The 13,482-nt window shown below is 74.3% G+C and carries 10 protein-coding genes and 2 pseudogenes; 7 read left to right on the top strand and 5 right to left on the bottom strand.

Going from position 1 to position 13,482, the window contains the following annotated elements; all coding sequences use genetic code 11:
• The first annotated feature begins 24 nt into the window (after positions 1 to 24).
• Positions 25 to 924, top strand: coding sequence for a formate dehydrogenase accessory sulfurtransferase FdhD (gene fdhD / locus A6F73_RS20180; RefSeq protein WP_079135836.1), 900 nt, complete (start codon positions 25 to 27; stop codon positions 922 to 924).
• On the opposite strand, the gene A6F73_RS20175 is transcribed toward fdhD, so the two are convergent.
• Complete coding sequence (locus tag A6F73_RS20175; RefSeq protein WP_063349087.1) at positions 914 to 2,113, bottom strand: macrolide family glycosyltransferase; 1,200 nt, start codon at positions 2,111 to 2,113, stop codon at positions 914 to 916. The genes fdhD and A6F73_RS20175 overlap by 11 nt on opposite strands.
• A gap of 128 nt (positions 2,114 to 2,241) precedes the next feature.
• Here A6F73_RS20175 and A6F73_RS20170 point away from each other — a divergent pair, with 128 nt between their 5' ends.
• Entirely contained in the window at positions 2,242 to 2,838 is a 597-nt protein-coding gene (locus A6F73_RS20170; protein WP_063349086.1) for a TetR/AcrR family transcriptional regulator, read from the top strand.
• A 723-nt stretch (positions 2,839 to 3,561) separates the two neighbouring features.
• Here the strand turns inward: A6F73_RS20170 and A6F73_RS43235 are convergent.
• The 3 genes and pseudogenes from A6F73_RS43235 to A6F73_RS20155 all read right to left on the bottom strand — a co-directional run.
• A pseudogene (locus A6F73_RS43235) lies at positions 3,562 to 4,587 on the bottom strand (diguanylate cyclase); the annotation flags it as partial.
• A gap of 446 nt (positions 4,588 to 5,033) precedes the next feature.
• Positions 5,034 to 6,158 (bottom strand): adenylate/guanylate cyclase domain-containing protein, encoded by a 1,125-nt coding sequence (locus A6F73_RS20160; RefSeq protein ID WP_063349085.1) that lies wholly within the window; start codon positions 6,156 to 6,158, stop codon positions 5,034 to 5,036.
• A gap of 169 nt (positions 6,159 to 6,327) precedes the next feature.
• Positions 6,328 to 7,221 (bottom strand): biotin--[acetyl-CoA-carboxylase] ligase, encoded by an 894-nt coding sequence (locus A6F73_RS20155; protein WP_063351348.1) that lies wholly within the window; start codon positions 7,219 to 7,221, stop codon positions 6,328 to 6,330.
• Positions 7,222 to 7,462: 241 nt separating this feature from the next.
• Here A6F73_RS20155 and A6F73_RS20150 point away from each other — a divergent pair, with 241 nt between their 5' ends.
• The 5 genes from A6F73_RS20150 to A6F73_RS20135 all read left to right on the top strand — a co-directional run bounded on the left by A6F73_RS20150 (position 7,463) and on the right by A6F73_RS20135 (position 12,322).
• The gene (locus A6F73_RS20150; protein ID WP_063349084.1) at positions 7,463 to 9,052 is read left to right on the top strand and encodes an acyl-CoA carboxylase subunit beta; all 1,590 of its coding nucleotides are present in this window, start codon (positions 7,463 to 7,465) and stop codon (positions 9,050 to 9,052) included.
• Positions 9,053 to 9,076: 24 nt separating this feature from the next.
• Positions 9,077 to 9,298 (top strand): acyl-CoA carboxylase epsilon subunit, encoded by a 222-nt coding sequence (locus A6F73_RS20145; RefSeq protein ID WP_063349083.1) that lies wholly within the window; start codon positions 9,077 to 9,079, stop codon positions 9,296 to 9,298.
• A gap of 137 nt (positions 9,299 to 9,435) precedes the next feature.
• Positions 9,436 to 9,561 carry a hypothetical protein gene (locus A6F73_RS44065; protein WP_279634918.1) on the top strand — a complete coding sequence of 42 codons (126 nt, stop codon included), beginning with the start codon at positions 9,436 to 9,438 and terminating at the stop codon, positions 9,559 to 9,561.
• Between the two features lie 97 nt (positions 9,562 to 9,658).
• Positions 9,659 to 10,258, top strand: a complete 600-nt coding sequence (locus A6F73_RS20140; RefSeq protein WP_063349082.1) for a nucleoside triphosphate pyrophosphatase — start codon at positions 9,659 to 9,661, stop codon at positions 10,256 to 10,258.
• A gap of 288 nt (positions 10,259 to 10,546) precedes the next feature.
• Complete coding sequence (locus tag A6F73_RS20135; RefSeq protein WP_063349081.1) at positions 10,547 to 12,322, top strand: biotin carboxylase N-terminal domain-containing protein; 1,776 nt, start codon at positions 10,547 to 10,549, stop codon at positions 12,320 to 12,322.
• 297 nt (positions 12,323 to 12,619) lie between these two features.
• On the opposite strand, the pseudogene A6F73_RS39450 reads toward A6F73_RS20135, so the two are convergent.
• Positions 12,620 to 13,357, bottom strand: a pseudogene (locus A6F73_RS39450) (DeoR/GlpR family DNA-binding transcription regulator); the annotation flags it as partial.
• Positions 13,358 to 13,482: the final 125 nt, after the last annotated feature.

Genomic DNA, 13,482 nt, shown 5'->3' with positions numbered 1-13,482 from the left:
GACACGCACGGAGGTGGCAGGGCGATGACGCGGGCGACGGCACGGCGCCGGGTGGTGCGGCTGCGGGGGGACGAGCGCGGGGTGCGGCCGGACTCGCTGGCGGCGGAGGAGCCGCTGGAGATCCGGCTCGGCGGCGAGCCGCTGACCGTCACCATGCGCACCCCCGGGCAGGACTTCGACCTGGTGGCCGGGTTCCTGGTCGGCGAGGGGCTGGTGCACACCGCCGAGGAGCTCGCCGCCCTGCGGTACTGCGCCGGGACGGACGAGTCCGGCGCCAACACCTACAACGTCGTCGACGCCACCTTGCGCGGCGCCGCCCGCGCGCTGCCGCTGTCCGCGCACCGCAACCTGCTCACCACCAGCGCCTGCGGCCTGTGCGGCCGGGACACCGTGGACGCCGTCCGCACCCACGTCCGCCACCCGGTGGGCGAGGACCCGCTCACCGTCCCGCCGTCCCTGCTGTACGGCCTGCCGGAGCGGTTGCGGGCCGCCCAGCGCACCTTCGAGTCCACCGGCGGCCTGCACGCGGCCGGCCTGTTCGACGCCGCCACCGGCGACCTGCTCTGCGCCCGCGAGGACGTCGGGCGGCACAACGCGGTGGACAAGGTGGTCGGCTGGGCGCTGCGCGAGGGCAGGCTGCCGCTGACCGGGCACGTCCTTCTGGTCAGCGGCCGGGCCTCGTTCGAGCTGACCCAGAAGGCCGCGCTGGCGGGCGTCCCGCTGCTGGCGGCCGTCTCGGCGCCGTCCTCGCTCGCGGTGGACCTCGCCGAGGAGCTGGGCCTGACCCTGGTCGGCTTCCTGCGCGGGGAGGGCGCGAACGTCTACACCCGGCCGGACCGGATCGCCTCGCCCTCCCCCGACACGCCCTCCCCCGACACGCCCTCGACAACGGCGCCCTCCCCCGCCGCGCCGGTCACCCCCTGAGCTCGGCCTCGATCAGGTCCGCCGCGCGGGCGGTGCCGCCCTCGGCCCGGCCGGCGGCGGCCAGCGCCTTCAGCCGCTCGGCCACCGCCGGGTCGTCGACCAGCTCCAGCAGCGCGCCGCGCAGCGCCTGCGGGGTCGCCTGCGCGGTGTCCAGGCGGCGGGCGACGCCGAGCCCCACCAGCGCGTCCGCGTTGGCGAACTGGTCGACGGCCTGCGGCACGGCGATCATCGGCACGCCGTGGTACAGCCCCTCACTGGAGCCGCCCATGCCCGCGTGGGTGACGAAGGCGTCCGCCTGCGCGAGCACCGACAGCTGCGGCACCCACCGGTGCACCTCGACGGTGTCCGGCACCTCGCCCAGGTCGGCCAGGTCGGTGTGCGCGCCGACCTGGAGCACCGTGTGCCAGCCGGGCAGGCCGCCGAAGGCCTGGACGCAGGCCCGGTAGAACGCGGGCTGGTGGGTGAAGGCGGAGCCGAGCGAGACCAGCAGCACCTTCTCCGCGTGCGCCGGCCGCTGCCACTCGCCCTGGTGGGCCCGGTCGCCGAAGCACGGTCCGACGAAGGTGACGCGCCGTTCGTCGACCCGGTCCGCGTTGAGCTGCAGGGCACGCGGGATCAGGGCGACGGACCGCGCCGGGCGACCCTTGAAGGCGTCCACGTCGCGCTCCACCGTCCCGGCCTCGGCCAGCCAGTCGGCGAACCGCCGGTAGTGCTCGGCGCCGCCGGGCCCGCTGCGGATCGCCTCGTACACCTCCGCCATGTCCTGCTCGATGCCCTCCCAGCCGACGTAGGTGGGCGACAGCTGCACCACCGGCACGCCCAGCCGCTCGCCGAGCGCCCGCCCGGCGAAGCCCGCGATGTCGCAGAGCACCAGGTCGGGGCGGTCGTCCGCGAAGGCCTCCAGCAGGACGGGGTACATCGCGAGGGCGTCGTCCAGGAACAGCTCCTGGAGCGCCACCGGGTCCTCCTCCCAGGCGTCCGGGCCGCCGGCGAGCGGCAGCCTCGTCGGGTACGGGACGAAGCGGGCGCCGGTCGACTCGACGGCCCCGGCGAAGGAGGCGTCGTTGACGTAGCTGACCCGGTGGCCCCGGGCGACCAGTTCGGCGATCACGGCGAGGCTGGGGTTGACGTGCCCGTGGGCCGGGATCGAGACCATCAGGATGTGGGCGGGGTGCGCGGAGCGGGTCATGGGGGCCTCCAGGGTCCAGAATGAGACGAGACGGTCCGTCTCGCTGGCGCCGCTCCAGCATGGTCCGGGGTCCGGCGCCGCGTCAAGACGATACGGTCCGTCTCGCCACTTCGCTTAGAATTTCCGCCATGGCCCACAGAACCGCCCCCGACCCGGCCCGCCGCAGCGAACGCTCCCGCGCCGCCGTCCTCACCGCCGCCGCCGAACTCGTCGCCGACGTCGGCTTCGGCAAGCTCACCATCGAGGCGATCGCCGCCCGGGCCGGCGTCGGCAAGCAGACCATCTACCGCTGGTGGCCCTCCAAGGGCGCCGTCGTCTTCGACGCCTTCCTCGCCGCCAACGAGCACGAGGGCAGCCTCGCCCTCCCCGACACCGGCGACCTCGCCGCCGACCTGCGGGCCGTCCTGCGCCCCGCCGCCGACGAGCTCACCGACCCCGCCCTCGACCGCACCTACCGCGCCCTCACCGCCGAACTGCTCAACGACCCGGCCCTGTACGCCGACTACCGCACCCGCCTGCTGGACCCGCTCCTCGACGTCACCCGCGAGCGCCTGCGCAGCGCCCGCGAGGCCGGCCAGCTCGCCCCCGACGCGGACCTCGACCTCGCCCTCGAACTCCTCTACGGCCCGCTCCACTACCGCTGGCTCTACCGCCTCGGCCCGCTCGACCACGCCCACGCCGACCGCCTGGTCGAGGCGGTCCTGCGCGCCCTCGGGCGGGCCTGACCGCACCGGCCACCCGCCCCGGCCTCACACCACCGGGGGCGAGGCCGCGCCCGCCAGGGCGACGGCCACCAGGGCGCGCATGGCGAAGGCCGCCTGGCCGAGCGGCAGGGTGGCGTCGTCGGCGAAGAGTTCGACGAGCCAGCCGCCGGCCGGGTTCTGGCCGCCGGCGGCGACCATGCCGCGGTAGCCGGAGACGACCAGCATGGCCTCCTCGGCCGGGTCGTTGCCGGCCGCGCCGGCGCGCAGGGCGAAGGCGCCGCCGCGGACGGCGCGGCGGGTCATCGGGTAGTGGCGCAGGTCGAAGACGGCGTCCGGGGCCTCGATCTGGGCCCGCTGGGTCTCGGCGCGGGTACTGCTGGGACCCCTGGTCATCCGGTAGACGGCGTGCTGGGCGGTGCGCATGAGGTGGGAGCCGGGCGGGACGTAGGAGACCCACCAGCCGACGGCGTCGAGCAGCCGGGCGGAGGCCTCGGCGACGACGACGAGCTTGCCGAGGGTGTCGGCGGGGTGGACGGCCCGGGCGGCGGCGGCCTGGTCGAGGGCCGCGAGGACGGCGGTGAGCAGCTGGCCCGGGTCGGCGCTGTGCGCGGCGCCCCGGAAGCGCCGCCGGTCGCCCGCCCCGGCCCGGCCGGGGCGGGCGCCGCGTGCGTCGGCCCGGTGGTGCGGGTCGGCGGCGTCGGCGAGCAGCACGGTGGGGTCGGGCGAGAAGCCGGGGCCGTGGCTGCGCCCGGCGACGACGGGGTGGGCGGCGCGGGCGGCCTTGGCCCGGTACTGGGCGGCGTCGGCGAGCCGGAAGAGCCGGTCGGGGGTGGTGACCGGGCCGATGGAGTCGCCGGTGGAGGCGACACCGCAGGCGACGCCCTCGCCCTCGGACAGGGCGAGGGCCCGGGCGCAGAGCTCCTCGGCGACGGCGACGACCTCGTCGGCCTTCTGCCCTTCGGCGAGCAGGCAGAACTCGTCGCCGCCGAGGCGGGCGGCGAGGCTGCCGGGGAGTTTGGCCGCGGCGACCGAGAGCTGGTGGGCGAACCGTTCGAGCAGCCGGTCGCCCATTTCGTGGCCGAGCTGGTCGTTGACCCGCTTGAGGCCGTTGACGTCGCAGACGACGAGCGAGACCACGGTGTTGTCCCGGTTGTGCGCCGTCAGGGCGCTCTCCAGCCGGGTGTCGACGGCGCGCCGGTTGGCGAGGCCGGTGAGCGGGTCGGAGAAGGCGAGTTTGCGCAGGTCGGCGAGGCGTTCGGTCTGGGCGAGGCCGGCCGAGATCTGGGCCGCGAGCAGGGTCGCGTAGTCGGCGTCGGCGGCGGAGAACTCGGGCTTGCCGACGCTGCGGGCCAGGTACAGCTCGCCCCAGGCCTGCCCGTGCAGGACGATCGGGGCGACCACGCAGCAGGCGCGGCCGCGCCGGCGCAGCGCCGCGGCGCGTTCCTGGCAGTACGCGCCGGCGGTGGGGTGGGCGTGCCCGGCGTGCGGTTCGGCGTTCTCGGCGGTCTGCAGCCAGGCCCGCGGGAGGCGCCCGGTGGTCCAGCGCTCCTCCAGATAGGTGACGATCTCGGGGAAGTCGGCGACGGGGTAGGACTCGTCCTCGGGCAGTTCCTCCTCGCCGGGCGCGAGCTCCCCGTGGTTGACCAGGACCCGGAGCCGGCCGGATTCACGGTCCCAGACGGAGACGGCCGCCATGGTCGCCCCGAGCGCCTCGGTGGCGCGGGCGGCGGCGGCCCGGACGGCCTCCAGCGGGGTGAGCGCGCCGGCCATGTCCTGGGCCAGCTCGACCACGGACTGCAGCCGCAGGTCGGGCAGTTGGCCGGCCGGCTGCGGGCCGCCGCAGTCGCAGTCGCAGCCGCGGTCCGTCATGATCGCCTCACTGCTCACCGGCTCGCCTCGCTCCCTGTGCTCGGTCCTGCCGGACCCCCGACGGCGGCCGCACCCACCCGGCCGCTTTCACCAAGACTATGGCGGTTTCGTTCGGTTATGCCCCGTTTGCCGGGGCGGACCCGCAACCGGCCGTACGGGTTTCAACCGTTCGGCACCCCAAGCATCGGGACCGGCCCGGGGCCGCGTCCTGAAAAAGGCCGGGGAAGGCCGGAAAGGCCCGGGAAAAGCCGGGAAGGGCACAGGAGAAGACCGGAAGGGGCCCGGAAGAGACCGGGAAGAGTCCGGGAGAGGCGTGAGAAGGGCCCGGGAGGGGCAGGGGCGGAGTCCTACTCCGGCTTCAGCCGCCGCGACAGCAGCCACGGCTCGACCAGCCCGAGCCCGCGCACCGGCCGGCGCCACATCGGCTGCAGGTGGAACCGGTGCCCGGCGTCCAGGCCCGGCACCGGCAGGCCCGAGGCGGGCATCCCGGCGGCGGCCGACAGCGCCTCGGCGAGGCCGGGGCCGTCCGCGTCCGGCGGGGCCACGCTGCCGTACTGCTCCAGGGCGGCGGCGAACTCGCCGTCGATCAGCACCGCGTCCTTGGGTGCGATCGAGGTGAGCCGGCTGGCCAGGTTCACGGTGGTGCCGAAGACGTCGCCCATCCGCGAGGTGACCGTGCCGAAGGCCATGCCGACCCGCAGCGCGGGGATGCTCTCGTCCTCGGCGAGGGCCTCGATCAGGCTGAGCGCGATCTCGGCGGCGGTGACCGGGTCCTCGGAGACGTAGAGGATCTCGTCGCCGAGGGTCTTGATGACCCGGCCGCCCTGCCCGGCGATCAGGTCCGAACAGGTGTTCTCGAAGGTCTCGACGAGTTCGCCGAGCTCCTCCTCCTCCAGCCGCCGCGACAGCCGGGTGAAGCCGACCAGGTCGGCGAAGCCCACGGCGAGGCGGCCGCTGGTGATCTCGTTGTCCTCGGCGGCCTGGACCACCCGGCCGGTGACGGCGGCGAGCTGGCGGCGCCAGACGTACACCAGGAACTGCTCCAGCTCCGGCAGCAGCAGCTCGACCAGCGGGTAGGCGACGTCGGCGCGGGTCAGGCCGGGTTCGACGGCCTGGGTGAGGTTCTCCAGGAAGGTGTCCATCTGCCAGCCGGCCAGCCGGGCGGTGGTCTGGCCGGTGGAGCGGGCCACCTGGATCGCCATCGACTCGCTGAGCAGGCCGGACTCGACCAGGCCGGCGAGCCGGCGCAGGGCGATCACGTCGCCGTCGGTGAGGGCCCGGGACTGGCCGATGTCGGGGAAGCCCATGGCCCGCCAGAAGCGGGTCGCCAGCTCCATCGGGACGTCTGCGGCCCGCGCGGCCTGGTACGGGGTGTAGCGGCGTGGCGCGTCCAGGATCAGGCGTTCCAGTTCGAGCGCGACCGTGGGGTCGTGGGTCCCCGATGTCGCGCCGCTGCTGCCGTCCTCTGCCACCGGTCCGTCCCCGTGCGGTCGCCGCACTTGCCTCGTGTCCTGCCTGTCCGGGCGCGCCCGCCACCCGGCGGGCAGTGGCGCGCCTCACACCGCTGCCAGGTGGAATGTTCGCACGGAATCGCGTGATCCGGGGCATCAGCCCGGGTCAAGGAGAGGTGAAGAGTGCCGTTCAGCGGGGCTCGGGGCGCACGTGGACGACGTCCCCCGCGCCGACCGCCCGGCGTGCGCCGTCGGGGGTGCGGACCACCAGGCGGCCGTCGCCGTCGATCGCCACCGCCTCGCCGACCAGCTCCCGGTCGCCCGGCAGGTGCACCTTCACCTGGCGGCCGAGCGTGGTGCAGCGGTCCGCGTAGGCGCGGAGCAGCTCGCTGGTGTGCGGGTCGCCGGCGGCGGCCGTCCAGGTGCGGTACAGCCCGGCGAACTCGCGCAGCAGGGCGCGCAGCAGGGTGGACCGGTCGGTGACCTCGGCGCCGGCCAGCGCGAGCGAGGCCGCGGTGGGGACGGGCAGCTCGGGCTCGCGCAGCGAGACGTTGATGCCGAGGCCGGCGACCACGGCGCCGCCGCTCAGCTCGGTGAGGATGCCGCCGAGCTTGCGCTCCGCGCCGTCGATCTCCACCTGGAGGTCGTTGGGCCACTTCAGCCCGACCTCGACCCCGGCGACCCGGCTCAGCGTGCTGGCGGTGGCCACCCCGACCAGGATCGGCAGCCAGCCGTAGCGCTCGACCGGCACCTCCTCGGGGCGCAGCAGGACGGACAGGAACAGCCCGGAGCGGGCCGGGGCGCTCCACTGGCGTTCCAGCCGGCCGCGCCCGGCGTTCTGCACCTCGGCGACCAGCACCGCGCCCTGCGGGGCGCCGGCCCGGGCGCGGGCGGCGAGGTCGTTGTTGGTGGAGCCGGTCTCGGCGACGACGTCCACCGAGGTCCAGAGCCCGTCCGGGACCAGCAGGTCGCGGCGCAGCGCGGCCTCGTCCAGCGGCGGGCGGTCCAGGTCGGTCCACGGCGACGGCCCGGCGTGGCCGAAACCGCGCAGTCCACTGCGGCGGGGGGAGTCGGGTGCGGTCATGGTCCAGAACACTAGGGCGTGTCCGGTCGCATGGGGCGTAGGCCGCCCCATCGTCCCGCAGAACGCGCGTTGACACACTGTGTCGATGGCCATAACGCCAGGACATGACGTCCGGGCCGGTGCGCTGGCTACGCTACCCAACGGTAGTTCGCAGCGCCGCCCTGCCCTCATGCGCGGGCCCCCACTCCGGCCCGCGCGCACTCGAACAGGTCGCGGCCCATGGATCAGGGAGAGCCACCGGATGACCGAGGCGCCGTACGACCCCCACACCACCGCCGGCAAGCTCGCCGACCTGCGGCGCAGGCTCGACGAGGCGGTGCACTCCGGCTCCGCCGCGGCCGTGGAGAAGCAGCACGCCAAGGGCAAGCTGACGGCCCGCGAGCGGGTCGCGGAGCTGCTGGACGAGGGCTCCTTCGTCGAGTTCGACGAGTTCGCCCGGCACCGCTCGACGAACTTCGGGCAGGAGCGGAACCGCCCGTACGGCGACGGCGTGGTGACCGGCTACGGCACCGTGGACGGCCGTCAGGTCGCCGTCTTCGCCCAGGACTTCACCGTGTTCGGCGGCTCCCTGGGCGAGGTGTTCGGCGAGAAGATCGTCAAGGTGATGGACTTCGCGCTGAAGACCGGCTGCCCGGTCATCGGCATCAACGACTCCGGCGGCGCCCGGATCCAGGAGGGCGTGGTCTCGCTCGGCCTGTACGGCGAGATCTTCCGCCGCAACGTGCACGCCTCGGGCGTGATCCCGCAGATCTCGCTGATCATGGGCCCCTGCGCGGGCGGCGCGGTGTACTCCCCCGCGATCACCGACTTCGTGGTGATGGCCGACCGGACCTCGCACATGTTCATCACCGGCCCGGACGTGATCAAGACCGTGACCGGCGAGGACGTCGGCATGGAGGAGCTGGGCGGCGCCCGCACCCACAACAGCAAGTCCGGCAACGCGCACTACCTGGCCACCGACGAGAAGGAGGCCGTCGAGTACGTCAAGAGCCTGCTCTCGTACCTGCCCTCCAACAACCTGTCGGACCCGCCGTCCTACCCCGAGCAGGCGGACCTCACCGTCACCGACGAGGACCTCGAACTCGACACCATCGTGCCGGACTCGGCGAACCAGCCGTACGACATGCGCAAGGTGATCGAGCACATCGTCGACGACGGCGAGTTCCTGGAGACCCAGCCGCTGTACGCGGGCAACATCATCACCGGCTTCGGCCGGGTCGAGGGCCAGTCCGTCGGCATCGTCGGCAACCAGCCGATGGACCTGGCCGGCTGCCTGGACATCAACGCCAGCGAGAAGGCCGCCCGCTTCATCCGGACCTGCGACTCCTTCAACATCCCGGTGCTGACCTTCGTCGACGTGCCCGGCTTCCTGCCCGGCACCGAGCAGGAGTGGGACGGCATCATCCGCCGCGGCGCCAAGCTGATCTACGCCTACGCCGAGGCGACCGTCCCGCTGATCACCGTGATCACCCGCAAGGCCTTCGGCGGCGCGTACGACGTCATGGGCTCCAAGCACCTGGGTGCCGACCTCAACCTGGCCTGGCCGACCGCGCAGATCGCGGTGATGGGCGCGCAGGGCGCGGTCAACATCCTGCACCGGCGGGAGATCGCCGAGGCCGAGGCGGCGGGCGGTGCCGAGCAGAAGCGGGCCGAGCTGATCGCCTCGTACGAGGACACCCTGCTGAACCCGTACCTGGCGGCCGAGCGCGGCTACGTGGACGCGGTGATCCCGCCGAGCGAGACCCGCCGGCACATCGTCCGGGGTCTGCGGGCGCTGCGCGGCAAGCGCGAGGTGCTGCCGCCGAAGAAGCACGGCAACATCCCCCTGTAGGCCCTCGTCGGGAGAGAATGAGCCATGGCACCGATCCACGTGCTGCACGGGCAGCCGACCCCCGAGGAGCTCGCCACCGTCCTGGCGGTGGTCCAGGCCCGGGCCGCCGCCGCGCAGGCCGCCGCCGAGGCGGCGCGCCGGGCCGGTGCCGGCCCGGCCGCCCCCTGGAACGACCGTTCCCGCCTGTTCCGCCAGGCCGTCCACCCGGGCGTCAACGCCTGGCGGACGTCCGGCTGGGCGAGCTGATCCGCCCGGTGCGGAGTGGGAAGTCGGCCCGTCCGACTTCCCGCTCCGCACCCGTTCGGGCCCGTCCGCCCGGATTGCCCGAAAGCTGAGTACGGATACTCAGGCGCCCGGGGCCGGGCGCGGCGCACCCTGGACGTGTGCTCTGGTCAGACCCCCGCGACGAGCCCTCCCCGGAGGCCCGCCGGATGATGGAGCGGCTGCACCGGGCCGGCCGGGTGCTCGCCGCCCTCGCGATGGTGGCCGCCGTCCTCCTCCTGCTGTGACCGGCGCCCACCCGACTGCGGTGACCGCCGCTCACCCGACCGCCGCGACCGCCGTTCACCCGAACGGCGGACACCGGCACCCCCTACCCTGAGGGGCATGACCGACCAGCGCATCCTCGTCCTCGCCTCCGCCTCCCCCGCCCGCCTCGGACTGCTCCGCCAGGCGGGCCTCGACCCGCGCGTGGTGGTCAGCGGCGTCGACGAGGACGCGATCAGCGCCGCCACCCCGGCCGAACTCGCCCTGGTGCTGGCCGAGGCCAAGGCGAAGGCGGTCGCCGCCGCACTGACCGGCGGCGAGCTGGTGATCGGCTGCGACTCCGTCCTGGAGCTGGACGGCCAGGCCCTCGGCAAGCCCGCCGACGCCACCGAGGCGCTCGCCCGCTGGCAGTCGATGCGCGGCCGGGCCGGGGTGCTGCGCACCGGCCACTGCGTGATCGACACCGCGACCGGCCGGCAGTCCTCGGCGACCGCGTCCACCACCGTCCGCTTCGGCACCCCGGACGACGCCGAGATCGCCGCCTACGTGGCCTCCGGCGAGCCCCTGCACGTCGCCGGGGCGTTCACCCTGGACGGGCGCTCGGCGCCGTTCATCGAGGGCATCGACGGCGACCCGGGCAACGTCATCGGCCTCTCGCTGCCGCTGCTGCGCACCCTGCTCGCCGACCTGGACGTCCGGCTGGTCGACCTCTGGGCCTGACGGCCGGGCCCGCAGGACGGCGGCGGCCCGCCGCCCGTTCCACCGTCGTTTGAGCCGGCCGCGCGAGAGTGTGTCCGATGCCACCGGGGCACCGGACAGCGCCCGGTCACCCGCTGTGGATCCGGCCGGTTCGACCGCACCGGCCGCGACCTGCGGCGTCGCCGGACGGGCGGTCGACGGGCCCCGGAAATTCATCACCGTCCGTGTGGGATAGTTCACAACCTGGGGCTACTCGCCGGTACCGCCCAGGAATCCATAAACTCGACCAGGTTCAAGAAGGGAGCCACAGTGCGCAAGGTGCTCATCGCCAACCGCGGGGAAATCGCCGTCCGCGTCGCCCGGGCCTGCTCGGACGCCGGTATCGCCAGCGTCGCCGTCTACGCCGAGCCGGACCGGGATGCGCTGCACGTCCGCGCGGCCGACGAGGCTTACGCGCTGGGTGGAGACACCCCCGGCACCAGTTACCTGGACATCGCCAAGGTCCTGAAGGCCGCAGCGGACTCCGGGGCCGACGCCGTCCACCCCGGCTACGGGTTCCTGTCGGAGAACGCCGACTTCGCCCAGGCCGTCCTCGACGCGGGCCTGACCTGGATCGGCCCGCCCCCGCAGGCCATCCGCGACCTCGGTGACAAGGTCACCGCCCGGCACGTGGCGCAGCGCGCCGGCGCGCCGCTGGTCGCCGGGACCCCAAACCCGGTCTCGGGTGCCGACGAGGTGGTCGTGTTCGCCCGGGAGCACGGCCTTCCGGTCGCCATCAAGGCGGCCTTCGGCGGCGGCGGCCGCGGCCTCAAGGTCGCCCGCACGCTGGAGGAGATCCCGGAGCTGTACGAGTCCGCGGTGCGCGAGGCCGTCGCCGCCTTCGGCCGCGGCGAGTGTTTCGTCGAGCGCTACCTGGACAACCCGCGGCACGTGGAGACCCAGTGCCTCGCGGACAAGCACGGCAACGTGGTGGTCGTCTCCACCCGTGACTGCTCGCTGCAGCGCCGGCACCAGAAGCTGGTCGAGGAGGCGCCCGCGCCGTTCCTGACCGCCGAGCAGAACGCCGAGCTGTACCGGGCGTCCAAGGCCATCCTGAAGGAGGCCGGCTACGAGGGCGCCGGGACCTGCGAGTTCCTGGTGGCGCTGGACGGCACGATCTCCTTCCTGGAGGTCAACACCCGGCTGCAGGTCGAGCACCCGGTCACCGAGGAGGTCACCGGACTCGACCTGGTCCGCGAGATGTTCCGGATCGCCGACGGCGAGGAACTGGGCTACGGCGACCCCGAGGTGCGCGGCCACTCGTTCGAGTTCCGCATCAACGGCGAGGACCCGGGCCGGGGCTTCCTGCCCGCGCCCGGCACCGTGACGCTGTTCGCGCCGCCGTCCGGCCCGGGCGTCCGGCTGGACTCCGGCGTGGAGACCGGCTCGGTCATCGGCCCGGCCTGGGACTCCCTGCTGGCCAAGCTGATCGTCTCCGGCCGGGACCGCAAGCAGGCCCTGGAGCGGGCCCGCCGCGCGCTGAACGAGTTCAAGGTGGAGGGCATGGCCACCGCCATCCCGTTCCACCAGGCGGTCGTCACCGACCCGGCGTTCGCGCCCGAGGTGCACGGCGGCGAGGGCCCGTTCACGATCTACACCCGGTGGATCGAGACCGAGTTCGACAACACCATCCCGCCGTTCGCGGGCGCGGCCGGCGACGGCGAGGAGGCCGAGGGCCGCGAGACCGTCGTGGTCGAGGTCGGCGGCAAGCGGATCGAGGTCTCGCTGCCGTCCTCGTTGGGCGTCTCGGCGGCCCCGGCGGCCGGTGCGGCGGGTGCCGCGAAGGCCAAGCGCCGGGTGGGCGCCAAGAAGGCCGGTTCGGCCGTCAGCGGTGACACCCTGGCCTCGCCGATGCAGGGCACCATCGTCAAGGTCGCCGTCGAGGAGGGCCAGGTCGTCGCCGAGGGCGAGCTGATCGTGGTCCTGGAGGCGATGAAGATGGAGCAGCCGCTGAACGCGCACAAGGCGGGCACCGTCGTCGGCCTCAAGGCCGAGGTGGGCGCGAGCGTCAGCAGCGGCGCCGCGCTGTGCGAGATCAAGGACTGACGCGCTCCCTGGAGCACCGGCCGGCCCGTACCCCCCTCGGGGGTGCGGGCCGGCCGCGTTCGCGCGGCGGTACGGGCCCTCAGCGCCCGCGCGGGAGGCCCAGCTCGGCCAGCCTGGCCGGCAGGCCGCCCGGACCGCCCGGACCTCCGTGCGCGCCCGGCCGGCGCTGGCCGGGCAGCGGGGCGCCGCCGGGGGGCGGGGCGGGGCGGCGCGCCAGCGGGCCGGGCTGGGTCTGGTGGACGGGCCCGCTGCCGGTGCCGTGCACCGGGGCGTCCCCGGTGGGGCGGCGCCGAGCGGCGCCAGGTCGATCTGCACCCCGCAGTCGGCGATCGCGTCGAGTTGCCGGGCGGTGCCGTCGTCGGCGGTCGCCTGCTCGTCCGTGACCAGCCGGGTGATGTTCTCGGTGGGCACGGTCTGGAACATGGAGTCCGCGCCGAGCTTGGTGTGGTCGGCGAGGACGATGACCTCGTTGGCCGACTGCACCAGCGCCCGGTCCACGCTCGCGGACAGCATGTTGGCGGTGGACAGGCCCCGCTCGGCGGTCAGCCCGCTGCCGGAGATGAAGGCCTTGGAGACCCTCAGCCCGTGCAGGGACTGCTCGGCACCGCTGCCGACCAGCGCGTAGTTGGAACCCCGCAGGGTGCCGCCGGTCATCACCACCTCCACCCGGTTGGCGTGCGCCAGCGCCTGGGCGACCAGCAGCGAGTTGGTGACCACGGTGAGGCCGGGCACCCTGGCCAGCCTGCGGGCCAGCTCCTGGGTGGTGGTGCCGGCGCCGACCACCACCGCGTCCCCCTCCTCCACCAGGCCGGCGGCGAGGTCGGCGATGGCGCTCTTCTCCGCCGCGGAGAGGTGGGTCTTCTGCGGGTAGCCGGGTTCGCGGCTGAAGCCGCCGGGGAGCACCGCGCCGCCGTGCCGGCGGTCGAGGAGCCCTTCTGCCTCCAGTGCCCGTACGTCGCGGCGCACGGTCACTTCGGAGGTCTGGACGACGCGGGCCAACTCCCGGAGCGAGACCGCTCCGTTGGCGCGCACCATTTCGAGGATCAACTGGCGACGTTCTGCTGCAAACACAGAACCGACGGTAACCTGCGTGACCGTCTGCTTTCAGGCGTTTGCAGCTAGTAGCTGGAATTGCTCACGCAAGAGCGGCGCGTGACCGT

The organism is Streptomyces sp. MJM8645 (assembly GCF_001625365.1).
Taxonomy (GTDB): Bacteria; Actinomycetota; Actinomycetes; order Streptomycetales; family Streptomycetaceae; genus Kitasatospora.
Note: the sequence above shows the minus strand (reverse complement) of the source record. Positions and strands in the feature narration are given on the sequence as shown.